Raw genomic sequence first — 26,571 nt, forward strand, 5'->3', positions numbered from 1 at the left:
TACATGATTTTGTGTATATTGTGAACGAATAGATACAGAAAAGAAACCGCCTTTTAAGGGCGGTTTCTCTTGTTTCTGCTTATTTCTTCATCACAGCAAGCATAAGCGCTTTTTGAGCATGAAGTCTATTCTCAGCTTCCTGAAAGACTGCCGATTGCGGGCCATCAATAACAGCCGCTGTCACTTCTTCACCTCGGTGCGCCGGGAGGCAATGCAAGAAGATGGCAGCAGAATCAGCCGCTTGCATAAGTGCCTCATTTACCTGGTAGCCTTGGAAGGCACTTAATCTAGCCTGCTTCTCCTGCTCCTGCCCCATACTAGTCCAGACATCCGTGTAAATAACATCCGCACCAGCAGCCGCTTCTTCCGGACTTTCGGTAATGATCAGGAACTCTGGGTCCGCACTGATCGCTTTTGCTTTTTCTTCAACTTCTGGGATCGGCTGATAACCAGCAGGCGATGCAATACGAATTTGCATGCCCGTCTTTGCCGCAGCAATCATCAGACTGTTAGCCACATTATTGGCGTCTCCAATATAAGCAAGTTTGACACCTTCCAGCGTGCCCTTATGTTCCATAATTGTCTGCAAATCTGCCAGCGCCTGACACGGATGATATAAATCTGTCAGACCATTAATGACTGGAATTGTCGCGTGAGCAGCCAATTCCTCCACCATCTTATGTGAATTGGCACGAATCATGATTGCATCCAGATAACCCGAAAGTACCTTCGCAGTATCAGCTACCGGTTCCCCGCGCCCCAGCTGCAGGTCATTTGCATTTAAGTAAAGCCCCATTCCGCCAAGCTGATAAATACCTGTTTCAAAGGAAACGCGGGTACGTGTGGATGATTTTTCGAAAATCATCCCGAGCGTTTTTCCCGCCAGCGGCTGGCTCAGCTCGCCTTTTTGATGCTGGCTCTTCAGCTCTGCTGCAAGCTCTAGGATGGATAGGATTTCTTCCTTCGTTAAGTCTTGAAGAGATAGAAGACTCTTCCCTGCCAATGTGTGATAATCCGCTAACTGTTTCATCAAACACGCTCCTTCTTCGCTTGCTCCAAATAGTCCGACATCGACCTACATGCAGCCAAATCATCTTGACTTGCCAGCCAATAACTCTCCATCGTAGCAAGACTTGTGATACACGGTGTTTCTGTCTTCCAAGCCGCTTCGCGAATACCTTGGAAACCTTTCCGAGTGCTGCATACTGCTGTTATCTTTTGATCTTCAATCAACGTGATTGCTTGCTCATACGACACAGCCTCATAGGCTTTACTGCCTGGCAGAAGCGCAGCTGTCTCATGCGTCAGTACAACATTTGCCTGCAGTTGCTCTAAAAGACTTTCAAGCTTTGGTATATCCGAAGCGTCTAAGTCTAGCAGCACTTGCGTCTCTGCTGAAAGCTGACGGAGTGTCTTCTCTTTCCAGCCAAACGCTTTATGAAGTGCTTCTGCAACGGACTCGCCGATACCGATTGCCTCTCCTGTTGATTGCATATCCGGACCGAGAAGCGGATCAACACCTGCTAACTTTGTCGTTGAGAAAACGGGCAGTTTTACCGCATAAAATGGCATTTCCTGTTGTAATCCCAGCGGGTAGCCAAGATTTTGCAGGCTCTCGCCCATTTGGATTTTTGTCGCTAAATCCACTAACGGGATACCCGTTACTTTGCTGGAAATCGGAACTGTACGCGACGCACGCGGGTTCACTTCCAGTACATACAGCAGCTCCCGATTTTCACTAAATACGAATTGAATGTTCATGATGCCCTTCATATTCAGAGCGGCTGAAATCTTTTGGGCGCAGGAGGCAATTTGTTCCTTCTCTGCTTCTTTCAAGCTTGGTGCTGGGAAGACAGCTGTACTATCTCCGCTATGAATACCTGCCGGCTCAATATGTTCATAGATTCCTGGAATAAGAATGTCCGCACCATCGCACACAACATCCACTTCCACTTCCATACCTGGCACATATTTATCCAGAAGCAGCGGGAATAAGCGGGATGGGTGAATTTGCTGCTCTAAATCTTCTAAGTAAGTATTCAGCATATCTTCGGAATACAGAATAACCATCCCTTGCCCGCCGATTACATAGGATGGGCGAATTAAAATCGGATAGCCGATCAAACGAGCTTCTTCGTGTAAGGTTGCTGTATCCATCACAGTTGTACCAGGAATATGCGGAATGTTTAAGTTATGAAGCAATGCATAAAAAGCTTCCCTGTTTTCTACTCGATCAATAGATGCTGTACTTGTTCCGGCAATCGTAACGCCTGCTTCCTCCAGCTCCGCAGCCAAATTGATCGCAGTCTGCCCGCCAAATTGAACAAGCACCTCATCCGCCTGCTCTTTTTCGATGATATGGAGTACATCTTCTTTCGTAAGCGGCTCAAAGTATAGATGATCTGCTGTGTTGAAATCAGTACTGACCGTTTCGGGATTATTATTAATGACAATCGAACGAATGCCTTGTTCGCGTAAAGACAAAGCGGACTGCACAGAACAAAAATCAAACTCCACGCCCTGCCCGATTCGAATTGGACCTGATCCAAGCACTACAACCTTTTTATCAGCTGCTGGTAATGGATCCACCTCATCTTCTTCTGTCCAGCTCGAATAGAAATATGGTGTTTGCGCAGAAAACTCTGCTGCACACGTATCCACCATCATATAAGATGGCTTGAGCTCCTGTTCTTTGATTAAGCCTTCCACAGCTGCTAACGGCTGCTCAACTATCCGTGCTAACGCAACATTACTGAAACCAAGAATTTTCGCATGTCGGAGAAGTTCCGGATCTGGCTGCCAGCCTCCGCTGCGCAACGCTTGCTCTGCATCGATAATACGTTTCATCTCATGAAGGAAAAACGTGGTGATTTCAGTCCATGCATGAATCGTTTCAATACTTATTCGGCGGCGAAACGCTTCAGCGAGCAAAAATAGTCTGCGATCATCTGCCGCTTTTAACCCATGCTCCAGCTCTGCATCTGACAATGCTTCTGCAGACGGCAGACGAAATTCTTCCAAGCCTATTTCTAAAGAACGAATGGCTTTGTGCAAGCCTGCCGGAAGATTACGCGACAGCGCCATCACTTCACCTGTCGCTTTCATTTGTGTGCCAAGCAGCCGGTCCGCTTGGGTGAACTTATCAAATGGCCAGCGCGGGATTTTTACTGCAACGTAGTCGATAGCTGGTTCAAAGCTAGCAAATGTATCACCAGTAATTGGGTTCGGCACCTCATGTAAATGATAGCCAAGTGCCAGCTTGGCTGCGATACGGGCAATTGGATAGCCTGTTGCTTTCGAAGCCAGTGCACTCGAACGGCTAACACGCGGATTCACTTCGATAATTACATATTCATCACTATCCGGGTTCAGCGCAAACTGAATATTACAGCCGCCAACAACACCTAACTCACGAATAACTTTACAAGAAACAGTTCGCAGCATTTGGTACTGCCTATCTGTCAGGGTCTGGGAAGGAGCAACAACAATGCTGTCTCCTGTATGTATCCCAACAGGGTCGATATTTTCCATATTGCAAACAATGATGCACGTATCATTGCTATCCCGCATCACTTCATACTCAATTTCCTTCCAGCCTTTCACACTTTGCTCGATAAGTACCTGGTTGATTGGGCTCGCCTGAATACCGCTTTTCACATAGCGCAAAAGCTCTGGCAAATCATTCGCAATACCGCCGCCCGCTCCGCCCAGTGTATAAGCAGGACGAATAATAATCGGAAAACCTGTCTGTTCAGCGAAAGATTTGGCCTCGGCTATGGAGGTGATTGGAAGACTTTCTGGTACAGGCTCATTTATATCCTGCATCATCTGTTTGAATAGCTCCCGGTCTTCTCCGCGCTGAATGGCATCTAGCGGTGTACCTAATAACGTAACGTTATATTCTTCCAAAACACCTGCTTGATCCAGACTGACAGCAAGATTAAGTCCAGTCTGCCCGCCTAATGTCGGCAGCAGCCCATCTGGCCGCTCCTTCTCAATAATGTTCGTCACTGACTCGCAAGTTAGCGGCTCCAGGTATACTTGATCGGCAAAAGCTTGGTCAGTCATTATTGTTGCCGGATTGTTATTAACGAGAATGACCTCGACGCCTTCTTCCTTTAATGCGAGACAAGCTTGCGTCCCTGCGTAATCGAATTCTGCCGCCTGCCCAATAACAATCGGACCAGAACCAATCACAAGGACCTTCTTAATTTGTAAATCTTTAGGCATACGTTGTCACTCCTCCGTTCCGAACCGAATTCAAGAATTGTTCAAATACATCGTACGTATCGCTCGGGCCGGGATGTGCTTCCGGATGGAATTGGACACTCATTATCGGCTTGGAACAGTGCTGCAAACCTTCTATGGACCCGTCATTTACATTGTTATATAGGATATTCCATAAGGACTCAGAAATAGACGTTTCATCGACTACATATCCATGATTTTGAGAAGTAATGGATACTTTCCCGCTCGGCACATGCTGTACAGGATGATTGCTTCCGCGATGGCCATAAGGAAGGCGCATTGTATTGCCGCCGAATGCAAGCGCCAGCAGCTGATGTCCGAGACAAATACCTAATGTCGGATAATGCTCTGCTATCCGCTTAATTTCATCAGCAAGGTAACCTAAAGATTTCGGATCTCCAGGACCATTTGAAAGCAAGACACCATCTATGTCTGCTTCCTGCAATGATTCCAGCTTTACATCAAATGGAAACACGGTAACACTGCAGCCGTTTTGCAGCAGCATCTCCCGGATGGAATGTTTATATCCATAATCAATAATGGCTACATGCGCTGTCTTCGACTCATTTGCAGGATAGTACTGCGCTTCTTTCACAGACACCCTTTCTACGATTTTCTCTGATACTTTTGCTTGTGCCGGGATATTTCCTGGTGTTTTGGTCATCTTTCCGTACACATCTCCATGCTTGCGGATAATCTTTGTCAGCTTGCGTGTATCTACTTGCGCCAGGATTGGAAAGTTATGCGTATTGGCAATATCCTGTAATGTCTGCGTTGCTTGATAGTGAGATGGTGTCTCACACGGTGTAGAGATAATAAGTCCATGAATAGACGGACTGTGGCTTTCCTTATCTTGTGTATTAAATCCGTAATTCCCAATCAACGGGTATGTCATCGTTACAATCTGACCTGCGTAAGAAGGATCTGTCATTACTTCTTGATAGCCTGTCATCGCTGTGTTAAATACCAATTCCCCATCAGATTCTGTTGTCTTTCCAAGCCAGACACCTTCCAGAACATCTCCAGTGCTTAGCATCAAGTAGCCTTTTGTCTCTTCCATTTATGCTGCTCCTTTCGGAAACGGAGTTATGTTTATTCTACCAAGTTAATAATTATGCATTAACATGCAAAGAAAGAGTGAGCAGCTGCTCACCCTTCGAGTTTGGCAGCCTGCTCTTCTGTCCAATTTTTATTTGCTGCAAGCAAGGCTTCTATATTGTCCACCTGCTCCTGCACCCTTTCCTTCGCAGTTCCCCCAGGTATATTTCTGGCTGCTACGACCGTTTCCGGGGCAAGTGCCTGATAAATATCTTCTTCGATTAAATCAGAAAACTGCTGCAGCTCTTCTAGTTTCAAATCCAATAAGTACTTGCCTTGTTCAATGCTGTACAGAACCGCATGCCCGACAACTGCATGTGATTCCCGAAAAGCCATCCCTTTTTCTACTAGATAATCAGCAAGATCCGTCGCATTGGAAAAATCATTGCGGACAGCTTGGTACATATTATCCTGCTTCACATGCATCGTCTCGATCATTGGGGCGAAAAGCCCAAGCGCACCTTTTAATGTCTCAACCGTATCAAACATGCCTTCTTTGTCTTCCTGCATATCTTTGTTATACGCAAGCGGCAATCCCTTCAACGTTGTGAGCATTCCCATTAAATGACCAAAAACACGGCCTGATTTCCCTCGAACCAGCTCTGCTACATCAGGATTTTTCTTCTGCGGCATCATACTGCTTCCAGTTGAAAAGGCATCATCCAATTCTATGAAATTGAATTCCGCACTAGACCATTGCACCAATTCCTCCGAAAGCCGGGAAAGATGCATACTGATCAGACTGGCAGCGGATAAGAATTCCACTACAAAATCACGATCACTTACACTGTCCAGACTATTCTCAGTAATATCGTCAAAATGGAGCTGTTTTGCTACAAACTGCCGATCAATCGGGAAAGTTGTACCCGCTAAAGCTCCGGCTCCCAATGGCATTTTGTTCACACGCTTCCAGCTGTCTTGCAGCCTTTCCACATCACGCTGCAGCATATAAGCGTATGCCATCATATGGTGTCCAAACAGCACCGGCTGCGCACGCTGCAGATGTGTATATCCAGGCAGGATTGTATCCAAATGCTGCTTCGCCTGTTTTGTCAGCGCTGTTTGCACAGCTCCAAGCAAGCCGATTATGTCGACAATTGCTTCTCGCAAATACAAACGCATATCCAATGCCACTTGATCATTGCGGCTTCGACCAGTATGCAATTTGCCGCCTACAGGACCGATATGTTCAATCAGCAGTCGTTCCACATTCATATGAATATCTTCATCCGCTTCGGAGAGTGTCGCTTCGCCTGCTTGGATTTTATTCAGCACTTGCTTCAAACCATCCGCAATAACACCGGCATCATCTTGTGAGATGATGCCGCATTGGCCTAGCATTGCTACATGCGCCAAACTGCCTTGAATATCATATTTTGCTAGTTTCTGATCAAAGCCGATGGAGGAAGTGTAGGCGTCTACTAATTCATTGGTCGGCTTCGTAAATCTTCCTCCCCACAGCTTCATTGTTTCACAGCTTCTTTTTTATCAATTTTCAGCAATGCAGATGCTTCTGGTGCAGCTGTCTGCTGACGAGCTACCTCTGCTTGCACTTTTGTCGGAAGACCCCAAAGCTGAATAAATCCAAGCGCTGCATCATGGTCGAACTTATCCTCTGGTTTGTATGTCGCCAAGTCAAAGCTGTATAAAGATTCAGCAGATTCACGGCCGACAACCAACGCGTGTCCTTTGTACAACTTCACTTTTACATTACCGGAAACTGTCTGCTGTGTCTCTTCAATAAATGCCTGCAATGCTTTAGTAAGTGGTGAATACCATAGACCGTCATAAATTGTCTGTGCCAGCTTTTGTTCGACAATCGGCTTGAATTGAGAAATTTCACGTGTCATTGTCAACGCTTCAAGCTCCTGATGAGCAGCAATTAAAGTGACAGCAGCTGGGCATTCGTAAATTTCACGAGACTTGATACCGACTAATCTATTTTCCACATGATCAATACGGCCGACGCCATGTTTGCCAGCGATATTATTTAGTTTCAGAATAAGTTCATCCAATGGATACGCTTCTCCATCAATTGCGACTGGTTTTCCTCTTTCAAAGCTGATTGTTACGATTTGCGCTTCATCTGGAGCATCCTCTGGATTGACAGTCAATCCGAAAGCATCACTTGGCGGCTGCTCCCATGGATCTTCAAGGATACCGCACTCATTCGAACGGCCCCAAAGATTTTGGTCAACGCTGTATGGGCTCTCTTTGCCTACTGGAACTGGAATATTATGCTGCTGAGCATATTCAATCTCTTCATCACGGCTCATTGCCCACTCACGAACAGGAGCAACAATCTTCAAATCCGGGTCTAGTGCTGTAAAGCTGACGTCAAAACGTACTTGGTCGTTTCCTTTTCCTGTACAGCCATGTGCTACAGCAACAGCGCCTTCTTCTTTCGCTATATCGACAAGAACTTTAGCGATTAATGGACGGCTAAGTGCGGAAACAAGCGGATATTTACCTTCATAAAGCAAGTTCGCTTTCAATGCTGGAAGAACGTATTCTTCTGCATAAGCAGCTTTTGCATCTACTGTATAAGATTTGATGGCTCCAACTTGCAAGGCTTTTTCTTGAACGAAATCCAAATTCTTGCCTTCACCGACGTCCAAGCCAACAGCGATAACGTCATAATTATATTTATCCTGCAGCCATTTGATTGCTACAGAAGTATCTAAACCACCAGAATATGCGAGTACGATTTTATCTTTTGCCATTTTTTATATCTCCCTCTCCGTGCTGTATGCTCGATTTATCTATGTGAATTATTATGCAATAACACTAATATAAATTCAAGCATTATTTTGTTAATTTTCCGACTTGGTATCCTATTACCTTCATCCACAGCAAGTGCCTGCCCTCTTTTGTCCATAAAAAAAAGACGAGTCAAAGGACTCGTCTTCGGTTTATACACCGCGTTTGTTACCCCATACAAGTGTATGAAGCTGCGGCAATACACGGACATGATTCAATTCACTTGATGCTGATACTTGATCAATCAGCCATTCATACTTCGCCAGCAGTGCATCCTTCAATGCAGCATCGTCATAGGTTGTCGTATCATCATTACCGACTTGTACATAAAAATCCACATCTGGATAACGTTTATGCACATCTGTCGCATAACGCAAATCTGCTTCATCAAAAATGACAACCTTCAAGCTTACATGAGATAAGCGGCCTGCTTCTCTTAGAATTTCAATTATTTCATCAAGACGGTGAAAGTCTGTTTTCATTAATGAGCTTGGCGGTTTTGGAGAGATAGTTAGATCATCAATCTCCAGGAACCACGGCTGGTATCTGCTGCCTTGTGTTTCCAAAGCAATGCGAATATCCTTTTGTTTTAAAAACTGGGTGAACTCGCCAAGGTTTTTTAACAATGCTGGGTTACCGCCAGAAATTGTCACATGACGGAAACGATCACCGCCGGTTTCCTGCAGCTCATCCCAAATTTGCTCGGCTGTTAACTGCCGAATGTCTTCTTTAGCTGAACCATCCCATGTAAAGGAAGAGTCACACCAGCTGCAGCTGTAATCACAGCCAGCTGTGCGGACAAACATCGTCTTTTGTCCGACGACCATTCCTTCTCCTTGTACGGTAGGACCGAATACTTCTAAAACCGGAAATTTACTTGCCATTTTCTATTCCTCGCTTTGGTCGATATATGCAGTAGCTAGTAGGTGTCTCGCGCAAGAAAACTTGCAAGCACTTCGGCTGATGAGGCAGCTGATCAAGCTCGTTTTGAATCAATTCATAGATTTTCCGAGCCATTACTTCTGTTGTCGGAAAGTCGTTTTCTTTCAATATATCTGTATGGTCATTCAAATACGTGTGATCGAATTTTTTATGAATCAGAGCTTTGATGGTAGAGAAATTGAATAAAAATCCGCTGTCATCCAATTCATCTCCTGCAATCGTGATATTGGCAAAATACGTGTGCCCGTGAACTTGCTGGCACTTGCCAGCATCTGGATGCTGGATGCTATGCGCAGCGGCAAAATGCAAATCTTTATTCAATTCATAACTAAAGTCATGCGGTACTTGCGGGTAGATTTGCTGAATCATACTTGTGCCGCCTTTTTCGCTTCATACTGATCTAATCCGTTTTGACGCAGCTTACATGCTGGGCATTCGCCGCAGCCTTCCGCAATAACACCGTTGTAGCAAGTTAGTGTATTTTCCTTCACATAATCCAATTGACCGAGCTGATCTGCCAATTCCCACGTTTCGGCTTTATCCAGCCACATAAGTGGTGTATGAATGACGAAATCTTTATCCATTGATAGATTCAGAGAAACATTCAAAGATTTTACAAAAACATCGCGGCAATCCGGATAGCCGCTGAAGTCTGTTTCACATACACCTGTTACAAGATGCTTTGCACCTACTTGATGCGCTAAAATTGCAGCGAAAGACAAGAACACAAGATTTCGTCCAGGTACGAACGTAGAAGGAAGCTCTCCTTCCTGTTCTTCAATCTCAATATCATCTCTTGTCAACGCATTTGGTGCCAGCTGGTTAAGCAAGGACATGTCCAACACATGATGTTTGATTCCTTGTTCCTTGGCTATTTGTTCTGCAACTTCGATTTCCAAGCTGTGGCGCTGGTTGTAATTGAACGTAACTGCTTCCACTTCTTCGTATTGCTGCATCGCCCAAAACAGACAAGTTGTGCTGTCTTGACCGCCGCTGAATACGACAATCGCTTTCTCTTTCTTCATTTGTATGCTCCTTTTCCAGACTTACCCATTAAAAAAAACCTCTTTCGGTTGGAAAGAGGCTGACAATTATCCATAAAAAATAAAAAAGACTATACCCAAGGATATAGTTCCTTAGTTTTTTATAGAGGGTTGTTCTAGAACCTCTCCCAGGTTGGCCTGGATTTTTATTTTATTCTGCTGATTATTGTATCATAGCTGCATTATTTTGCATACAGAAATTACTCAACTGGTTCCGCAGCAAACAAAAAAATCCAACCCTATGCGTCCAAGGCATAAGATTGGATTTAACTTGATTAAAGCTGTTCAAACGCTGCGTTGCTTAACTCGTTGTCGCGTTTATGACGCTCCATAGCAAGCTGGATGAGGCGATCGATAAGGTCTGGGTAGGAGATTCCTGTGATGTCCCAGAGTTTTGGATACATACTGATTTTTGTAAATCCTGGCAGTGTGTTTACTTCGTTTACAACGAATTCGCCATCTTCTGTCAGGAAGAAGTCAACACGTGCAAGTCCTTCGACATCCAGTGTTTGAAACACATCGACAGCAAGTTTTCTTGCTTGTTCGGTAACGTCCTCGGAAAGAGGTGCCGGGATTGCGAGTTCGGCGCCAGATTCATCAATGTATTTGGATTCATACGAATAAAACTCTGTTTGCGGAAGGATCTCGCCCGGCAGAGAAGCCATTGGTTCTTCATTTCCTAATACTGCGACTTCAATTTCACGGCCAACAATCGCTTCCTCCACGAGTACTTTCGTGTCATAGCGAAAAGCTTCTTCCAAACCTTTATAAAATTCTGCTTCGTTCTTCGCTTTGCTTACGCCAACAGAAGAACCTTGGTTGGCAGGTTTGATGAATACTGTGCTGCCTAATGCTGCAGCGACTTCTTCGTAGCGGATAGAAGCTAGCTGACGCTTCTTGAATGTAAAGCCATTTGCAACTCGTATTCCTGCCTCTTTTAATAAACGCTTCGCAATATCTTTATCCATGCAAACTGCCGAACTTAATACATTCGGACCTACATATGGAAGGTTCGCTATCCGCAGCATTCCTTGCATGCTGCCGTCTTCACCGAGTGTGCCATGCAGGATACTGAAAATCACATCTACTTGATCCAGCACTGCACCTTGGCTCGGGCTGACAAGCTGCTTCTCTTTAAGCCCAGGTACAACTGCGATACCTTGCTCGGAAGGCTTTAATTCAATGTGCTTTGGATCTTGCGCATTGAGCAAATAGTCTGCCTTATCATTCAGCTGCCATTTACCTTCTTTATCAATTCCAATTAAAACGACATCATATTTATCTTTATCGATTGCATCAGCAATATTTTTTGCAGATTGTAAGGATACTTCGTGTTCTGCGGATTTACCGCCAAAGACGATACCTACTTTTGTTTTCCCCATCTGTATCATTCCTTTCTAACGTGAGACCATTGCTTTTATTTTATCACAAACGTGTAAAACTGCCTCTATGTCCAATATAAAAATCGGTTTCATCGGCATTACTTTCGGTAACTATATACACTAACAACAGAGACAGGGGGAAGGAAATGGGCTATTACGATCATTTTGATGAATCCATTGATTATCGTCAGCATCCTGAGAAGTATCGCGTAGGACGCGGCGAGCAAGGTGTTCTGATGGTTGAACCTTATAAAAGCGAGCTCCTTCCCCATTGGCGTTTCAAGACACCAAAAATAGCCGAGGAATCCTGCCGTAAGCTTTCAGAGATGTTTGAGGAATACCGAAAGCAGGATGATTTTGTCGGAATGGATATGGCACGCAAATATATCCAAATGGGTTATACGAGAGCCAGACGGTATGCCAATTATAAAGGCGGCATAAAATATAAGGATAAAGAAAAGAAAGAAATAAACGAGCGCCAAATTGATGAAGAGAAAGCTGCTTCGGCACAGATATTCAAGCGTAAGTGGGATGCAATCAGAGAAGATGAAAATTACCTTGCTCGAAAAAAGGCGCATCAGAAACAATACGGATAGCCATCATCTAAAGATTCTAGTATGCTTTTAAAGACTAACTTTTGGAGGCACAGCTAGAATGAAAGGAATTACACATTTATTAATAGGTGCTGGCGCCGGTTTCGCCAGCGCAACCGCTTTGGATGCTGATGGCGCTGTCACCGTCACGATGACTTGTACGGCAGCAGTTGCCGCGCTGGTACCTGATTTAGACACAGGCGGACTTCTCTCAAACCGCATCACATTCTCACATAAAGCGATTCGCAATATTACTATTTTTATTGGTTTATTGCTCATTTTTTATAGTATGTGGAATCTTTACGGTCAAGATCGCTATATCGGTTTGGCGATTGGAGCAGGAATTATGCTCCTTTCCCGCGTAATAAACAAGAAGTTCATGCTTCTGATTACCGGCATTGCCGTATGCTTAACCGGGCTGTACGCAGGGCATACTTGGATAGTGATGAGCGGCAGTTATATTGGCGTTGCATCCTTTCTTTCCCACCGTTCTTACACGCATTCTTTAATTGGACTGCTCTACTTCTACATAATGATGACATTTTTTGAACAAGAGACAGCCCTTTTCGGAACACAGCTTGCTGGCACAGCTGGATATGCAAGTCATTTGCTGGCGGACAGCCGTATATTCCCGGTAAATAAGAGAGGAGTAAAATTACTCCTTCCTATAATAAATAAAGAATTTTAAAGGAGACGATTGCATGAACCCATTGCACACAGCAGAATTGGCAGACAAAGTGAAAGCGAAGGAAACCGTCCATCTGCTGGATATTAGACAGGAAGCGGATATCCAGGATTGGGCAATCGGTGCTGAGAATGTTATCCGCTACGATATTCCTTTCGCTGAGATCAAGGCAAATCCGGCGAAGGCGCGGAACCAATTGCCCAAAAACGATCCTGTTTATGTCATGTGCTACAAAGGCAAATCCGCACAAACAGCCGTCTCTCTGCTAGAGGCAGCAGGAATGGAGGAGGTTGTGCATGTCGTTGGCGGTATGCAAGCGTGGGGAGAAACAATGAGTCCGCGAAAAATTGGCGACCTTACTTATGGGGGAGCGATTTATCAATTTATGCGCATCGGGAAAGGCTGTCTGTCTTACATGATCGTCTCAAATGGAGAAGCAGCTATCGTTGACCCAGCTAGGTTCACAGAAGTTTACACCTCTTTTGCGAACGAAAATGGCTGGCAAATCAAACATGTGTTAGATACCCACCTGCATGCGGATCATCTTTCCGGCGGCAGGAAATTGGCAGAGGAAACAGGCGCAGCTTATTGGTTCCCTACTCGTGATGGCAAAGAAGCGGCTTTTGCGTTCTCTCCGCTTGAGGACGGTATAAGAATTCCATTTGGGCAGCAAGAAGAAGGCATGCGCTGCATTGCCTCACCTGGTCACACAGAAGGAAGCATTAGTTTTGTTGTGGATGATACGTACTTGCTGTCCGGCGATATCTTGTTTACCGAATCTATCGGCCGCCCCGACTTAGCCGGCCAAGCCGAACAGTGGGTGCAAGATCTGCACACTACTTTATATGAAAAGTATCCATTGTTGTCGCTGGATTTAATTGTCCTGCCTTCGCATTTTTCCGAGCTGTCGGAAATCGGCCCAGACGGAACTGTCCAAGCAAGAATGGAAGACCTGTATCGGAAAAATCCACGTCTCCAGCTGCAGGATGCGGGTGAATTCATCGCTTCTGTTCTTGGCAGTATCCCTGCTCAGCAGCCGAATAGCTATCAGTTGATCAGAGAATCCAATCAAGGAAAGGAGACGATTGCGGGCTCTGAAGAAGCTGATGTGGAATCCGGTCCGAATCGATGTGCCGTTAACAGCTAACATACGACAGAAGCCAGCTCCTTTAAGGACTGGTTTCTTTTTTTATGTTTTTGAGAAAATGCCAAGCTTTTCAATCCGCTTCGCAGCTTCCAATAGTCTTTCTTCTGAATCCAGCAGTCCCGCACGTACATAGCCTTCCCCGTATGCACCAAATCCGTTCCCAGGTGCAACGGCCACATGCGCTTCTTCCAGCAAAAGATCAGCAAATGCTTCAGAAGTATATCCTTTTGGAACCGGCAGCCACACAAAGAAAGTTCCTTTTGGTTCTGGCACCTCCCAGCCAATCGCACGGAGATGGCCAAGGAAAGCATCCCTTCTCAATTCATATGTTTGAAGAAGCTCCTCTACGCAAATCTGATCCGATGTCAGCGCATAAGCAGCCGCTTCCTGCATCGCACCAAATAAACTTACATAAACGTGATCTTGGATCAAATTAATACTTTCGATAACAGACGCATTGCCAACCGCGAAGGCGATGCGCCAGCCTGCCATGTTATACGTTTTCGACAACGTGTACATTTCAATGCCGACTTCCTTGCTGCCTTCAGACTGCAAAAAGCTTTGCGGCTTCTTCCCGTCATATCCAAGCGCACCGTATGCAAAATCGTGCAGCACACATATTTGATGCTTCTTTGCCAGCTCTACTGTTTTATCGAAGAATGCCTGATTTGCAGTTGCTGCAGTCGGATTGTTTGGATAGTTAAGAAACAGCAGCTTTGCCTCCTCCAGATCCTCATCAGTGATTGCAGTATAATCTGGCAGAAAATCAAGGGCAGCGGTTAAAGGCATCAGCGATGTGCGCGCTTGTGCCAGCTCTATGCCAGACATGTAATCCGGGTATCCCGGATCCGGAAGCAGCGCCAAATCTCCTGGATTCAGCAAGCATTGGCTAATTTCCACCAAACCTGTCTTCGACCCGAACATAATTGCCACTTCCGTCTCTGGATCCAATTCCACCTTATACTCCCGCGCATAAAAGTCACAGACAGCTTGTCTAAGAAAGTCAAACCCTCGGAATGGCGAGTATTTATGGTAAGCCGGATTATCGGAAGCTTCTTTCAGCTTGTCCACGATATGCTGCGGGGTCGGCAAATCAGGATTCCCTTGTCCCAATTTAATGATATCGTGCCCTTCCTGCTCCAGCAGACTTACTTTATGTACCAAGCCGGCAAAAAATTGTTCTGGCAGTCGTTTTAATGCATCCGAAAATGGGAAATCCATGTTACTCACGCTCCTGTTGTTACGCCTCTATTCTGACTATTACCAATCTTGACAGTGTTGCAAATAGAGTGCGATAATGAACAAATCATACAGCAATCACACACTCTTATCAAGAGAAGGCGGAGGGACTGGCCCAATGAAGCCCGGCAACCGGTGCAGCAGCATACGGTGCTAATTCCAACAGCAGCAAGCTGAGGGATAAGGGGAGAAATGACACGACCTTTCCCCTCTTCCATGTCGCTTGGAAGAGTTTTTTTGTGCGAAAAATGACCGAGGTGATAACATGACAATTCAAATAAAAGGTGCTCCCAACTATTACGCCTGTGAAGAAAATATATTAGAAAGCCTGCCTGCAAAACTAGCTGAAATGGCTTGGACAAGCGGATTGCTTATACATGGAGATGCATCGTGGAAATCCGCAGCTCCGTTTCTTGATCCAATTGATTTGCCAGTTACACGCATTGCCTATAATGGGCAGTGCACACATGCAGAAGCAGCACGACTCGCAGAAGCGGCTCAAAGTGAACGTGTACAATTCATAATCGGTGTAGGCGGAGGAAAGGTGTTGGATACAGCAAAAGCGGCAGCGAATGAAGCAGACCTGCCAGTTATCTTAATTCCAACAATTGTCTCTAACTGTTCACCATGGGCCTCTCTTAGCGTTTTCTATGATGAAGCAGGAAACTTTGTTGAATATACCATCTTCCCTCGCAGTACGTTTATGCTGCTCGTTGAACCCAAGCTGCTGCTCACAACACCTGCTCCTTATCTGATTGCGGGAATTGGCGATACATTAGCAAAGTGGTATGAAGCAGATGCCCTTACGGAAAACATGACTGATCAGCCGCTTGCTGTCCAAATCTCCCGCAGTGCGGCTAAATTATGCCGTGATATTTTGATTGCAGAAGGAGATGCAGCGATTTGCTCGCTGCAAAATCAACGCGCAGACAGCGCATTTCTCCGCGTTGCCGAAACTGTTATTATGGCCGGCGGTATGGTCGGCGGATTTGGGGACGAATACGGCCGCATTGCAGGTGCTCATTCTATTCATAATGGTTTGACACGAGTTGCAGAAACACATGCACAGCTGCACGGCAATAAAGTCGCTTATGGCATTCTTGTACAGCTGGCCTTGGAAGAGAAATTTGATGAAATTTTAGTGCTGCTTCCTACGTACCGCAGGCTGGGATTGCCTACTGTGCTAAGAGAGCTTGGTATTAAAGATCATATAAAAACTGCGATGAAAACTGTTGCTGACGGCGCAGTTGCTCCCGGGGAATCGATTCACTTTATGCATGTCTCCTCTTCCGTTCAAGTAGCAGAAGCAATGCAGCGTTTGGAATCATTCATAGCAGAAAATCAAGGAGTGACACAATGAAACTAGCGCTTGTACAGCACAATGTCGTTTTTGGCGATCCTGATACAAATTACGAGCAAGTCGAAGCGTTAATAATAGAAGCGCAGAAAAATGCCGACGTAATCGTACTTCCAGAGCTGTGGACAACGGGGTATGATTTGACAAGACTTGATGAAATTAGTGATACGCAAGGCGAAACAACAAAGCACTTTATAAGTGATTTGGCGAAGGCGTATAAGGTACACATTGTAGCTGGCAGCATTGCGAAACAAACAGAATCCGGCATGTATAATACGATGCTTGTTTATGGCCCAACTGGTGACCTGCTGCACGAATATGATAAGGCACATCTATTTCGTTTGATGGATGAGGAAAAGTATCTCCATCAAGGAGACAAAACAGCATCCTTCTCTTTAGGAACAGTACAAGCTGCCGGCGTCATTTGTTATGATATCCGCTTTCCTGAATTCATTCGCACACATATGATTAACGGACAGCAAATGCTGTTTGTCGTCGCAGAATGGCCAAAGCCGCGGCTGGACCATTGGCGCGCCCTTCTGTTAAGCCGTGCTATTGAAAATCAATGTTTTGTTGTTGCGTGTAATCGTGCCGGCAGTGATCCTGCTAATGCGTTCGCCGGCCATAGTATCATCATTGGCCCTTGGGGAGAAATAATTGCAGAAGCAGGCGAAGAAGCGACAATCCTATATGGTGAGGTCAATCTAGGGCATGTGGATGATGTGCGCAGCCAAATCCCCGTATTCCAGGACAGACGACCAACAATTTACGACGTGCAAAAATAATTTGACAAACTTATGACAAGTTCTCCCGAAGAGTGGTAAAGATGGGCAAGCTTGCTTATACTATTAACAAACAGTTTCTGGGAGGGCTTTCATGGAAGCGACATTAAAATGGTTCCGGACAATCGGTTTTTTGGAAGGAACGTCTTTGCTTCTGCTGCTAATCGTAGCAATGCCGTTGAAATACATGATGGACATACCAATCTTCGTAACATATATCGGTGCCATCCACGGCGGATTATTCGTTCTGTATGTGGCCTGGACTGGCTACACAACATTGAAAGTCGGCTGGGGATTAAAATGGGCCTTCTTCGCCTTGATTGCATCGGTTATTCCTTTTGGTTATTATATTTTCGATATGCGACTGCAGAAAACAGAATATGCATAAAAAAAGCGAGCAGAGATGCTCGCTTTTTTCATTAGACAAATGCTGCGATAAAGAACCAAATAATCATAATAAGCTGAATGACAATCTTGGCTATTGATCCCCCGAGGAAACCTAGCAACGATCCGATTGAAGAATACAATGCTTCCTTCGGTGACCTTCTTTGGACCAACTCTGTCACCAGGACAGCAATAAACGGCACGACGATAATCCCGATCGGCGGGAAGATAAAGGAACCAGCAATAACACCAATCGCTGCAATCCGCTCTCCCCATTTGCTGCCGCCGAACTTCTTCACAAAGTAACTGTTCGCAATAATATCCGAGATGATAAGAATTACCGTCAGGATAACCATTGCAATCCAGAAAAATACCGACAAATCCCCATCACTTAGCATGAATTGGAACACGAGGAAGCCAATCCAGAGCATAAGCGGAGACGGGATAACAGGGTATATGATTCCCGCGAAACTAGCAATGAATGCTAGCCCAATAATAATCCACGCAATTATATCTAATGCCACAACTAATCCTCCATATCTTTCCTTGATAGTTCGTATTATGACATACCGCAGAGGAAAAGAAAATTAAAGCCTCAGCTTTTCAAAGAACGCTGCATTGTGCTGGACGCTTGGATGATCTGGGTGATAAGTAACAGCTTGAGAATGAGCTGCCTTTGCTTGTTCCATCAGGCCCAGCCGAGAATAGCAAAGTGTCAGCTGCACATACGGATACCATGTCGTATACGCAGGTACACTGAAGCCTGGCAGTTCTTTTCCTTCATAATCTAATGCTTGGCGGTACCAATACACACCGGCATCATAATTTTCTTCTTCCGTAAAAAAGTCACCAATAAAGCAGCAAAATTCCGGTCGCGGACGGTCATATTGAAAGGATCGAAACAGATGCATACGATAAGCTTCTGTATCTCCTGTCGCTTTACAGCAATCCGCTAAATACTGACAGGCGCGAATATTATCTTCTACCCAGCCCTGTTTTGAACGAAGAAAATCCATATAATAAGACTTCGCCTTTTCAAGCTTTCCATGGTCTTTCAGCTCATTTGCATAATAAAACATATCTCTCGGCGTCAGCTCTCTGCCAGAGGCAACGTAAGATTCATAGATACGCAAATTACGGTCAGAGAGTATATGGGACTTTTCACTTTTTCGATGTGTGACTGCTATTTCTGATGCTACAATGTTCCCTCCAAATTCCAAGTACTCGTGCACTGCCCCGCGCCAGCGAAAGTTCTTGCTGCGCTTCACAATCCGGTTGCGTCTATACAAAAATAAGGGACGCCCCGCTTCATCCAAGGCTGTGTGGTAATACATAGACACCACATCCACATCATCACCTATTCCGCTCCATAAATCACGCAGCGCTGCTTGATCTTTTGGCAAAAGTACATCATCTGCATCCAGCCACATAATATAGTCACAAGTCGCTTTGCTGAAGCTGTAATTTCTAGCGGCAGAAAAATCATTGACCCATTCAAAATCATAAATACTGCTAGTGAACCGGGAAGCGATTTCCTTTGTCTTATCTGTTGAACCAGTATCGACAATAATGATTTCATCTACCAAATTCTGTACACTCTCCAAGCAGCCAGCTAACACTTCTTCTTCATCTTTAACGATCATACAGAGACTAATGGATAACATAAGTCACCTCGATATTTTGTTGATATTCTAACCTATGCGAAGATGACTTATCATATTGCTCTGAGCTATTATCTAGTGACCTTCCATAACCACCAAATCATAACAGGCTGAAGCAGCAAGCGCGCATAAAGAACTGCTTGATTTGTCTCCTCCATCCCAGGTATTGGAATATCATAGACAGCACCGAAAGCATTGGCAGGGAAAATAACAATCAAGTAAATGACTGTTACGACAGCAGTAAATTTTCTTGTTTTAGGTACTAGCAACCCAATTGCCATTAGGAACTCCGCAACACCAGTTACATAAATCAACGTATAGCGCAGCGGTATGTAATCCGGTACCATTGCAACAAAACCGTCATCCAATAAAAAGTGCAAAATGCCAGCTACGATAAACATCATACTGAATAGATAAAGACCTAATTTCTTCATTGCAAGCGACACCTTCTTTTTCCTTATGTAATACCCTGAGAAGCAGCTTAAAAACACCCCTCCTTCACTTCCCAATCTGAATAGCAAACCGTTTCCAGCGGCAGTTCAGCCGAGCTCAGCCACTTTACTGCTTGTGTTACTAAAGGAGAGCTGTTTGCGGCAGCTAACTGTTCAATTGGTATCCAAGCAGCCTCTTTTGCATCTTGCCCGGCAAACTGCTCGGGAACCTGCAAGTTTCCTGTCGCCTCCGCGACATACAAAACAGCTGTATGATGCACATGGGTAAAGTTCTTCCACTTCCACGGAAGCATAAAGTCAGCGGTTCCAATTTGCTCAGAAATTGCTGCTGACAAGCCAGTTTCTTCTTTTACTTCACGAATAACAGCCTCCAGCAATCCTTCCCCTTCTTTCAGACTGCCTCCAGGCAAATCATATCTGTTGCGATAAGGTTCTCTTCCTTTATGAATGACGAGCAAATTTCCCTCTTTATAGATAACAGCATATACACCAAATGCACGATGACATAACATTTCCTTTCACTCCGTTCGAATTATATTGAATATAATATTCCGATAATATAGAATATTATTGAGGTGATAAGTATGCAGATAATTCAGTCGGGATTTAAAGCAAACAATGATTATACCATTCATTTTGAATCATCGTTACTATGGGAAGCAGCTTTAGGTATTGCAGCGATTACGAACGCATCGCTCGCTGGCACTTTGGAGCATATTGAGAAAATGTGGGATAACCCAGAAAACGGCTTTTCAAATCAGCTTCAATGCTCGCTGCAGCTTGTACATGAGCGGAATACATGGAAAGCGCTGCTCCAATTACTTCACTATTCTAAGTCAGCTAGTTTAGCAGATTGGACAGAAGAAATGAAAAAATTGCCTGATACCATGTTGCGGGAGCAATGCCTGCCATATATCGGCCGTGCGTTCGAAGAAATTCGAAAAGAAGCTGCTTCTGGAAATAAGCATAGCATCGCCAAGCTTCAAGAAGTAACTGCTGATAATCCTTTCTTCCCAGACTATATCGGCTTTATTGCACAAACAGACAGTCAGTTTCTAAAAGAGCATTTGCTCTCTGTCATGACAGACTGGTTCCAGGAAGTGATACAACCGCGTGAGGAACAATTACAGAATATGCTGACACGTGATGAGGCAGATAAAAAACGCAAGCTGGAGACGATGGATAAGCTGGATTTCATGCACTGGATCATAAACAGTCCAAGCTTTAAACCAGATGACTCTATTCATACCGTTCTATTCATTCCGCAATACAGCTACAGACCATGGACAATAACCGCTGACTTGCCAGGTACAAAAGTGTTTTACTATCCGATCCATGCGAATAGCATCGATCCAGAAAACAGATATAATCCGGATACGATGCTTGTACGTAAATATAAGGCGCTCGGTGATACCATGCGCCTTCATTTACTGAAAAAACTAGCTGAAAGCGAACAAACACTGCAGCAGCTGGCAGAGCAAATGCCTGCAGCTAAATCAACACTGCATCATCATTTGAAGATGTTGAAATCTGCAGGACTAATAGGTTCCGATAAACAAGTTTACTATGTAAATAAACACAGAATTGCATCCTTGGATAGTGAATTGCACCACTTTCTGAAGGAGTAGGTCAGATGACAGAACGTCGCATCACCTTCACCCATCCGCTATCCCGCTTGCTGATGAGTACGACGATAGCGAATATGGCCGGACAAGTGTACAGCATCCTTCTTCCGCTGCTCGTGCTGGAAGTGACATCTTCTCCCATCGCTGTTACGGCCACCGTTGCTGCTGAACGGGCATCGATGGTGCTGCAGCCTTTCGCAGGACCTATTTTAGACAGAGCCAATTGGAAAAGTATACTGCTGCTAGCTGACATTGTTCGACTTGCTTGTTTTCTACTTCTCAGTGCGTTGGCTGCGTCAGGTCACTTGTCGTTTTTGTTGTTATTCGTGCTTTCTTTTGTCATTGGATTTGCTGCTATTTTTTATCAAGGAGCACAATTTACCTCCATTCCATTTATTGTCTCTGCCAGACAGCTTCATTTTGCTAACAGCCTCGAAAGCGCTCTTTATCAGCTGAGTATTGTTATCGGTCCCAGTATCGGCGGGATTGTTCTCTTATTCTTCCACAAGCAGTCTAGCTTAATCGTCATGAGTACTCTTGCTTTTTTCGCGGTTTGGCTGATTTTTCTGCTGCCCAGCCAGCAAATAACTGCTAGTGCCAAACCGTTTTCGCTCTCTGTTTACACACAAGAATTAAAGGAAGGCTTTGCATTCATATACCGCAAAAAAGAAATCTGGTACACAAATTTGATTTTAATGATCTCCAATTTTGGTATTCAATTTCTTATCGTCTTGCTTGTCATTTATGTGGACAAGCTAACACATAATCCGCTGCTCATTGGTATCGTCTTATCTTCCGGCGGTATCGGTGCCATATTAGGCACAGTGCTCGGATTTTATGCAGATCGAGTAGGTACTTACAGACAGATATTATTTACAGCCAAGTTAGTTGGCGGCTTAACCATTATCTTCATTAGCCTGTCAGACAACATCTGGCTGACAGCTGTCCTCAACTTAATTGGGACAGCATCTGCCGGAGCAATTAATCCAATCATTAAAACGATACGGCAGCAATATACACCACAGCATTTATTAGGCCGTGTCCAAACATCATCCCGGTTCATCACATTTACTTTACTGCCAGTCGCCTCTATTTGCGGCGGTTTGCTGTCAGAGTGGATTGGTATGGAATCAACTATTATGCTCGGCGGGTGTATCGCCACTCTCTCCGTTATTTTTGTTTGGAAATTACCCCTCAGGCTATAAAAAGAAGGCCCATAACAGGGCCTTCACCATAAAAATATGTTATTGAACAAGCGGGAAACCGAAACCTGACGCATAGTCATCGCCTCGCGCTGCTCCATAACCGCCAAGTATATCGTTGGATTGCGCGCGTGCTTGCAATGTTTGTCGCACTTGTGAGTTGCTTAAGCTTGTATTTTCAGACCAAATCTTTGCAGCCAATCCGGAAATATGCGGTGTCGCCATTGATGTACCTGTTAGAGATGCATACGTATTTCCAGGGAAAGTTGAAAGAATAGCCGATCCAGGTGCTGATACTTCCACATCGCCTTGCTGGATTCTATAATCACCGTCTGTTCGGCTGTATCCTCTGGAAGAAGAATCAGCCACACGGTATGTACCGTTTTGCTGGCGATTTTCAAGGTTGGCAACACCGACTGCTTCCGACAATCCACCTGGATAATTAATTGATCCTTCATAAGGACCGGAGTTACCTGTTGCAGCAACTACTAATGCGCCTCTGCTGTTCGCATAACGCACAGCACTTGCTATAAGGGAATCCTGACCGCCGCCAAGTGACATCGAGATGATGACTCTTTCACCTCGGTTCGCCCCTTCATCAGCAGCTTTTTGAATCGCGTTAGCTATATCATCGGAATATCCACGGCCATCATCGCCAAGTACTTTATACGCCCAAAGATCAGCTTCTGGTGCTACACCGTAAATTCCAGATCCATTGCCGCCGTTAGCAAGTGCACTTCCCGAAACATGTGTACCATGACCATCACGGTCAATACAGCTGCCGTTCACTTGTCCGCTGTTATATTGCGTAAAGTCAATGCATTGCTCCACGTTGGCTGCAAGGTCAGGGTGATTAACGGAAGTTCCTGTATCCAAAACGGCAATATTGATATTATTTCCGCCAGACGTACGGGTGATAGATGGATTGTTATAAATTGCTTGTATACCCCAAGGCGTGCGATCGGATACCGCCTGGGCCGAGACATCTCGCTGTTTCGTCACTTCCTGTTTGGTATATACACTCACTTCTGTGACTTCCAAAGCTTTATTAGCTTTCAGTTCTTTGAGCTCTTTTTTGGATACTTCCGTGGTAAAACCCTGATTGCCAAAGCTGTTTCGAACACCGTGCTCCTGCTTCACTTTATCCGTAGCTTGCGTTGTGAATACACCGTCCTTCTGCTTTACCAGTACTCGTACTTCATTATGCTTTGCCGTTTGGTCTGGTGCAGCGGAAGCTTGTAACGGCTGGAAAGCAGCTAATCCCAATATGGCCACTGCAGCGACACTTGCAAGTTTTCTTCTCAATTCAAATCACCTCGCTAGTTTTTATAGCCACTGAGATAAGTTTCGTCCCTCTCTGTCTGTGACTCTCAGAAACTATTACAGTAAATCTAGCATAAGCTTCCATGAAAATGTATTGGGAAATCAGGCAACATAAGCATACAGAAAAAGACATCATTCCCGTGTTTATTTCCTTCTCTCAGCAGAATATTTGCTTAGGAGCCATCTTCTGTGAGTTAAGGTGGAATAATGTCTTTTTATCGGTAGTTTAGAATCGCAAACTAGTCATGATTGCAGCGTACAAAAGTCCCGAAGCAGCACATGCAGCTGCTAAGGCAAAGCCTGCCTTCGCTCTTTTTTTGAAAAAATAAAGGATGCTCACTAAAAATAATCCAGCTCCAGCAAAGCAGACAATTCCAGTTATGCTCATATACCAGGTTGCGACACTTGTAGCTGTCACACGTTGAAATATGCTGCCGAATATCGGTGCCGCCCCAGCATTGCTTAACGCTTCTGCAATATTGGCGGGTGCTGCAGATGATTTCAGCAGCGCTGAACAAGCAAACACAATAGCCAAAAGGAACGCCTCTGCCCGGATCCAATTCAGCGGCTGAAAGTGAGAATGCTGCCGTACTTGTTTTACCAAAAACATGTTAATAACAGTAAAAACAAGCACAGGAATAAACACGATATGCTTGATGAGTAACATCTGTCCATACGTCAGCATTAATACATTGCCGTAATCCCGCATATCCATAGCAAACGACATGGTGACGACGCCGCTTCCTATCACTGCCATTACAAGCACGGCTGTAAATGGAGAAAACCATTTCAGGAAACTTTCCCAATTAAAGCGTTCATCTGTATAAAAACACGCATGTACCAGCACACCTACCCAAAAAACAGCGGCACTTAAATGTATAAGGTGAGCAAAAGTATTCATTATACCTTCGTCCGGATGACTCCCATAGGCTCGAAGAAACAGCATACTAAGAAAGAGAACGAGCGTAACCATTGGCAGTTTATTCACATACAACAGTACCCAAACACAAATAGCCAATAAAAAAATACCAAGCCATACATGACCAGCAGCTGTCTGAAATAATACGGTTAACAACGCTTTTCCATAACCGTTCTGCGCCCCGATTACAGAAACCAAGTTAATCACTGGACCGCTTGTGACAAGTGCAGCGGACGCCGCACCAGCTAAGACATCACTTCGCGGTGTCTGAACTGCCGCTTCTTGTTTGCGAATAAGACGAAACACGAGATAACCAGCGACAAAAGAGAATGCAATATACGATAGCAATTCCATTAACGGAACAAGAATCATGCTAAATTAGTCCTTTTATATAAGAATAATGTCTGCAGCTTCATGATCCACAACTCCAATTTTCTACATTTCTCTTCCATCGTATTAAAGAATCACTCGAGCGTATAGAAGCAATTGTGACTAAATCCGAACATTTAATTTCCAAAGTAAAAAGACAGGCTTTATTAAAGGGAAGGCCCTGCCTATTTCTTATCCTCTATTGTTCACTTTTAATATAAAAAGGTGCACGCATTTGTGCACCTTTCTAATCTTTATAGCTTCAGCATATTTACTGCCTCTTGAATATCTGTAGCTTTCGTTAAAACGGAGATGAAGGAAATCCCATCCGCTCCGGCTTCCCGAACAGCCTTTGCATTTTTATGATTAATTCCGCCGATGGCTACGATTGGGAAGTCGCCAAGCTGCTCACGTATTTCCCGAAGACCTGATAAACCGATTGGACATTTGGCATCAATCTTCGTACGCGTTGCTGCAATCGGTCCAACACCGACATAATTAGCGCCATCTTGGATTGCTTTATTGGCTTCCGCTGCATTTGTTGCGCTCACTCCAATGATAAAATGTGCTGGACAACGTTTCTTCACCTGCTGCATCGATTCATCACCTTGTCCGATATGTACACCGTCTGCTCCAATGGTGATGGCCAGGTCCACGTCATCGTTCACAATGAAGGGGACACTGTATGCCTGGCATCTATCCTGAAGCCGTTCGGCCAGCTGTCTTTTTTCATGACCGATTAGCGCTGCTTCACCTTTTTCCCGAAACTGAAACATAGTGATACCTGCATCCAGCGCCTGTTCCAATATCTCTTCCGGATCTTTACGCGGGCAGTTTTGACTTCCCATAATAAAATATAATGCTAATTTATCTTTCATTGTCTGCTCCTTTCTCCTCGCCCACTATTCTTCTGCGGCTCCTTGCAGCGCAGCTCCCAAATTAGGAAAAAGTGTGAAATACGGATACTACAATCCAAACTGCGCAAAGTAAATGCAAGCTTTTTATTATAAAGGAGATGATAATGTTGAAATGGATAAAAGCTGGGGCAATTGTTATTGCGCTATGCTGCGGTTTGGTTGTATGCAATCCCGCTGCGTCTTTCGCTGCTGACAAAGCTGTGGCGGACGTGCTGACAGCTGAGCAGAAACAGGAAATAGCTTCGCTGCAAAAGGAAGCTTTAGAACAGGAAAAAGAGATCATCCAAAAGTACGTGGAATTTGGCGTTTTCTCCGAAAAGAAAGCCGACCAAATTATAAAGCATCTGGATGACCGCTTTGCACAGCTTGAAAAGGATGGATTTGTTCCAAAGCCACACCCGCATGGGCGTCCTCTCCACCCGAACAAGTAATACACGCTAATC

The 26,571-nt window shown here is 44.7% G+C and carries 26 protein-coding genes and 2 riboswitches; of the genes, 9 read left to right on the forward strand and 17 right to left on the reverse strand.

Features of this window, described 5'->3' with window-relative positions:
- Positions 1-79 precede the first annotated feature (79 nt).
- From argF to ddlA, 9 genes are all read right to left on the reverse strand, one after another.
- Entirely contained in the window at positions 80-1,030 is a 951-nt protein-coding gene (argF, locus tag CRO17_RS14720; protein ID WP_097043241.1) for an ornithine carbamoyltransferase, read from the reverse strand.
- Entirely contained in the window at positions 1,030-4,230 is a 3,201-nt protein-coding gene (gene carB, locus CRO17_RS14725) for a carbamoyl-phosphate synthase (glutamine-hydrolyzing) large subunit (protein ID WP_097043242.1), read from the reverse strand. Before carB ends, argF begins: the two co-directional genes overlap by 1 nt.
- Positions 4,223-5,308, reverse strand: a complete 1,086-nt coding sequence (locus CRO17_RS14730; protein ID WP_097043243.1) for a carbamoyl phosphate synthase small subunit — start codon at positions 5,306-5,308, stop codon at positions 4,223-4,225. Before CRO17_RS14730 ends, carB begins: the two co-directional genes overlap by 8 nt.
- Positions 5,309-5,397: 89 nt before the next feature.
- Positions 5,398-6,813 (reverse strand): argininosuccinate lyase, encoded by a 1,416-nt coding sequence (gene argH, locus CRO17_RS14735; protein ID WP_097043244.1) that lies wholly within the window; start codon positions 6,811-6,813, stop codon positions 5,398-5,400.
- A complete protein-coding gene (locus CRO17_RS14740) occupies positions 6,810-8,069 on the reverse strand; it encodes an argininosuccinate synthase (protein WP_097043245.1) in 1,260 nt (419 codons plus the stop codon). The genes argH and CRO17_RS14740 overlap by 4 nt, the downstream gene beginning before the upstream one ends.
- A 189-nt stretch (positions 8,070-8,258) precedes the next feature.
- Entirely contained in the window at positions 8,259-8,990 is a 732-nt protein-coding gene (gene queE, locus CRO17_RS14745) for a 7-carboxy-7-deazaguanine synthase QueE (RefSeq protein WP_097043246.1), read from the reverse strand.
- Positions 8,980-9,417, reverse strand: a complete 438-nt coding sequence (gene queD, locus CRO17_RS14750; RefSeq protein ID WP_097043247.1) for a 6-carboxytetrahydropterin synthase QueD — start codon at positions 9,415-9,417, stop codon at positions 8,980-8,982. The genes queE and queD overlap by 11 nt, the downstream gene beginning before the upstream one ends.
- Complete coding sequence (queC, locus tag CRO17_RS14755; RefSeq protein ID WP_097043248.1) at positions 9,414-10,073, reverse strand: 7-cyano-7-deazaguanine synthase QueC; 660 nt, start codon at positions 10,071-10,073, stop codon at positions 9,414-9,416. Before queC ends, queD begins: the two co-directional genes overlap by 4 nt.
- Positions 10,074-10,178: 105 nt before the next feature.
- Positions 10,179-10,223, reverse strand: a riboswitch (PreQ1 riboswitch).
- A 143-nt stretch (positions 10,224-10,366) separates the two neighbouring features.
- On the reverse strand, positions 10,367-11,473 hold the full coding sequence (gene ddlA, locus CRO17_RS14760; protein WP_097043249.1) for a D-alanine--D-alanine ligase: 1,107 nt from the start codon (positions 11,471-11,473) through the stop codon (positions 10,367-10,369).
- A gap of 146 nt (positions 11,474-11,619) precedes the next feature.
- Here ddlA and CRO17_RS14765 point away from each other — a divergent pair, with 146 nt between their 5' ends.
- From CRO17_RS14765 to CRO17_RS14775, 3 genes are read left to right on the forward strand one after another with little or no spacing between them, the layout of a single operon-like run.
- Entirely contained in the window at positions 11,620-12,069 is a 450-nt protein-coding gene (locus tag CRO17_RS14765; protein ID WP_097043250.1) for a DUF4385 domain-containing protein, read from the forward strand.
- Between the two features lie 58 nt (positions 12,070-12,127).
- Entirely contained in the window at positions 12,128-12,754 is a 627-nt protein-coding gene (locus CRO17_RS14770) for a metal-dependent hydrolase (RefSeq protein WP_097043251.1), read from the forward strand.
- A 13-nt stretch (positions 12,755-12,767) separates the two neighbouring features.
- Positions 12,768-13,898, forward strand: coding sequence for an MBL fold metallo-hydrolase (locus tag CRO17_RS14775; RefSeq protein ID WP_097043252.1), 1,131 nt, complete (start codon positions 12,768-12,770; stop codon positions 13,896-13,898).
- A gap of 42 nt (positions 13,899-13,940) precedes the next feature.
- On the opposite strand, the gene CRO17_RS14780 is transcribed toward CRO17_RS14775, so the two are convergent.
- Positions 13,941-15,119 carry a pyridoxal phosphate-dependent aminotransferase gene (locus CRO17_RS14780; protein ID WP_097043253.1) on the reverse strand — a complete coding sequence of 393 codons (1,179 nt, stop codon included), beginning with the start codon at positions 15,117-15,119 and terminating at the stop codon, positions 13,941-13,943.
- A 103-nt stretch (positions 15,120-15,222) separates the two neighbouring features.
- Positions 15,223-15,324: riboswitch (SAM riboswitch) on the forward strand.
- A gap of 78 nt (positions 15,325-15,402) precedes the next feature.
- Here CRO17_RS14780 and CRO17_RS14785 point away from each other — a divergent pair.
- The 3 genes from CRO17_RS14785 (at position 15,403) to CRO17_RS14795 (ending at position 17,664) form a co-directional block, all read left to right on the forward strand.
- Positions 15,403-16,497, forward strand: a complete 1,095-nt coding sequence (locus CRO17_RS14785; RefSeq protein WP_097043254.1) for an iron-containing alcohol dehydrogenase family protein — start codon at positions 15,403-15,405, stop codon at positions 16,495-16,497.
- Positions 16,494-17,279, forward strand: coding sequence for a carbon-nitrogen family hydrolase (locus CRO17_RS14790; protein WP_097043255.1), 786 nt, complete (start codon positions 16,494-16,496; stop codon positions 17,277-17,279). The genes CRO17_RS14785 and CRO17_RS14790 overlap by 4 nt, the downstream gene beginning before the upstream one ends.
- A 91-nt stretch (positions 17,280-17,370) precedes the next feature.
- A complete protein-coding gene (locus CRO17_RS14795; protein WP_097043256.1) occupies positions 17,371-17,664 on the forward strand; it encodes a DUF3817 domain-containing protein in 294 nt (97 codons plus the stop codon).
- Positions 17,665-17,695: 31 nt separating this feature from the next.
- Here the strand turns inward: CRO17_RS14795 and CRO17_RS14800 are convergent, their stop codons facing one another.
- The 4 genes from CRO17_RS14800 to CRO17_RS14815 all read right to left on the reverse strand — a co-directional run bounded on the left by CRO17_RS14800 (position 17,696) and on the right by CRO17_RS14815 (position 20,285).
- Entirely contained in the window at positions 17,696-18,184 is a 489-nt protein-coding gene (locus tag CRO17_RS14800; protein WP_245864808.1) for a DUF456 domain-containing protein, read from the reverse strand.
- A 63-nt stretch (positions 18,185-18,247) separates the two neighbouring features.
- On the reverse strand, positions 18,248-19,324 hold the full coding sequence (locus CRO17_RS14805; RefSeq protein WP_097043258.1) for a tetratricopeptide repeat-containing glycosyltransferase family 2 protein: 1,077 nt from the start codon (positions 19,322-19,324) through the stop codon (positions 18,248-18,250).
- Between the two features lie 68 nt (positions 19,325-19,392).
- On the reverse strand, positions 19,393-19,755 hold the full coding sequence (locus CRO17_RS14810) for a DoxX family protein (RefSeq protein WP_097043259.1): 363 nt from the start codon (positions 19,753-19,755) through the stop codon (positions 19,393-19,395).
- 47 nt (positions 19,756-19,802) lie between these two features.
- A complete protein-coding gene (locus CRO17_RS14815; protein ID WP_097043260.1) occupies positions 19,803-20,285 on the reverse strand; it encodes an NUDIX hydrolase in 483 nt (160 codons plus the stop codon).
- Positions 20,286-20,357: 72 nt separating this feature from the next.
- Here CRO17_RS14815 and CRO17_RS14820 point away from each other — a divergent pair, with 72 nt between their 5' ends.
- Together CRO17_RS14820 and CRO17_RS14825 are read left to right on the forward strand one after the other, a co-directional pair.
- Entirely contained in the window at positions 20,358-21,401 is a 1,044-nt protein-coding gene (locus CRO17_RS14820; RefSeq protein ID WP_097043261.1) for an ArsR/SmtB family transcription factor, read from the forward strand.
- A 5-nt stretch (positions 21,402-21,406) separates the two neighbouring features.
- Positions 21,407-22,603: an MFS transporter gene (locus CRO17_RS14825; RefSeq protein ID WP_097043262.1), complete on the forward strand. Its 1,197-nt coding sequence runs from the start codon at positions 21,407-21,409 to the stop codon at positions 22,601-22,603.
- A 39-nt stretch (positions 22,604-22,642) separates the two neighbouring features.
- On the opposite strand, the gene CRO17_RS14830 is transcribed toward CRO17_RS14825, so the two are convergent.
- The 3 genes from CRO17_RS14830 to thiE all read right to left on the reverse strand — a co-directional run bounded on the left by CRO17_RS14830 (position 22,643) and on the right by thiE (position 26,089).
- Positions 22,643-23,905: a S8 family peptidase gene (locus tag CRO17_RS14830; RefSeq protein WP_245864809.1), complete on the reverse strand. Its 1,263-nt coding sequence runs from the start codon at positions 23,903-23,905 to the stop codon at positions 22,643-22,645.
- Positions 23,906-24,149: 244 nt separating this feature from the next.
- A complete protein-coding gene (locus CRO17_RS14835; protein WP_097043263.1) occupies positions 24,150-25,214 on the reverse strand; it encodes a copper resistance D family protein in 1,065 nt (354 codons plus the stop codon).
- Between the two features lie 251 nt (positions 25,215-25,465).
- A complete protein-coding gene (thiE, locus tag CRO17_RS14840; RefSeq protein ID WP_097043264.1) occupies positions 25,466-26,089 on the reverse strand; it encodes a thiamine phosphate synthase in 624 nt (207 codons plus the stop codon).
- 146 nt (positions 26,090-26,235) lie between these two features.
- Between thiE and CRO17_RS14845 the strand changes: the two genes are divergently transcribed.
- Positions 26,236-26,559: a YckD family protein gene (locus CRO17_RS14845; RefSeq protein WP_179637115.1), complete on the forward strand. Its 324-nt coding sequence runs from the start codon at positions 26,236-26,238 to the stop codon at positions 26,557-26,559.
- The last annotated feature ends 12 nt before the right edge of the window (positions 26,560-26,571 follow it).

It is taken from the genome of Terribacillus aidingensis, assembly GCF_900215625.1.
Classification (GTDB): Bacteria; Bacillota; Bacilli; order Bacillales; family Amphibacillaceae; genus Terribacillus; species Terribacillus aidingensis.

Bases quoted from the DNA above. Each gene is read 5' to 3' on its own strand.
- argF (WP_097043241.1), bottom strand. From the start codon at position 1,030: ATGAAACAGTTAGCGGATTATCACACATTGGCAGGGAAGAGTCTTCTA.
- carB (WP_097043242.1), bottom strand. From the start codon at position 4,230: ATGCCTAAAGATTTACAAATTAAGAAGGTCCTTGTGATTGGTTCTGGT.
- CRO17_RS14730 (WP_097043243.1), bottom strand. From the start codon at position 5,308: ATGGAAGAGACAAAAGGCTACTTGATGCTAAGCACTGGAGATGTTCTG.
- argH (WP_097043244.1), bottom strand. From the start codon at position 6,813: ATGAAGCTGTGGGGAGGAAGATTTACGAAGCCGACCAATGAATTAGTA.
- CRO17_RS14740 (WP_097043245.1), bottom strand. From the start codon at position 8,069: ATGGCAAAAGATAAAATCGTACTCGCATATTCTGGTGGTTTAGATACT.
- queE (WP_097043246.1), bottom strand. From the start codon at position 8,990: ATGGCAAGTAAATTTCCGGTTTTAGAAGTATTCGGTCCTACCGTACAA.
- queD (WP_097043247.1), bottom strand. From the start codon at position 9,417: ATGATTCAGCAAATCTACCCGCAAGTACCGCATGACTTTAGTTATGAA.
- queC (WP_097043248.1), bottom strand. From the start codon at position 10,073: ATGAAGAAAGAGAAAGCGATTGTCGTATTCAGCGGCGGTCAAGACAGC.
- ddlA (WP_097043249.1), bottom strand. From the start codon at position 11,473: ATGGGGAAAACAAAAGTAGGTATCGTCTTTGGCGGTAAATCCGCAGAA.
- CRO17_RS14765 (WP_097043250.1), top strand. From the start codon at position 11,620: ATGGGCTATTACGATCATTTTGATGAATCCATTGATTATCGTCAGCAT.
- CRO17_RS14770 (WP_097043251.1), top strand. From the start codon at position 12,128: ATGAAAGGAATTACACATTTATTAATAGGTGCTGGCGCCGGTTTCGCC.
- CRO17_RS14775 (WP_097043252.1), top strand. From the start codon at position 12,768: ATGAACCCATTGCACACAGCAGAATTGGCAGACAAAGTGAAAGCGAAG.
- CRO17_RS14780 (WP_097043253.1), bottom strand. From the start codon at position 15,119: ATGGATTTCCCATTTTCGGATGCATTAAAACGACTGCCAGAACAATTT.
- CRO17_RS14785 (WP_097043254.1), top strand. From the start codon at position 15,403: ATGACAATTCAAATAAAAGGTGCTCCCAACTATTACGCCTGTGAAGAA.
- CRO17_RS14790 (WP_097043255.1), top strand. From the start codon at position 16,494: ATGAAACTAGCGCTTGTACAGCACAATGTCGTTTTTGGCGATCCTGAT.
- CRO17_RS14795 (WP_097043256.1), top strand. From the start codon at position 17,371: ATGGAAGCGACATTAAAATGGTTCCGGACAATCGGTTTTTTGGAAGGA.
- CRO17_RS14805 (WP_097043258.1), bottom strand. From the start codon at position 19,324: ATGTTATCCATTAGTCTCTGTATGATCGTTAAAGATGAAGAAGAAGTG.
- CRO17_RS14810 (WP_097043259.1), bottom strand. From the start codon at position 19,755: ATGAAGAAATTAGGTCTTTATCTATTCAGTATGATGTTTATCGTAGCT.
- CRO17_RS14815 (WP_097043260.1), bottom strand. From the start codon at position 20,285: ATGTTATGTCATCGTGCATTTGGTGTATATGCTGTTATCTATAAAGAG.
- CRO17_RS14820 (WP_097043261.1), top strand. From the start codon at position 20,358: ATGCAGATAATTCAGTCGGGATTTAAAGCAAACAATGATTATACCATT.
- CRO17_RS14825 (WP_097043262.1), top strand. From the start codon at position 21,407: ATGACAGAACGTCGCATCACCTTCACCCATCCGCTATCCCGCTTGCTG.
- CRO17_RS14835 (WP_097043263.1), bottom strand. From the start codon at position 25,214: ATGATTCTTGTTCCGTTAATGGAATTGCTATCGTATATTGCATTCTCT.
- thiE (WP_097043264.1), bottom strand. From the start codon at position 26,089: ATGAAAGATAAATTAGCATTATATTTTATTATGGGAAGTCAAAACTGC.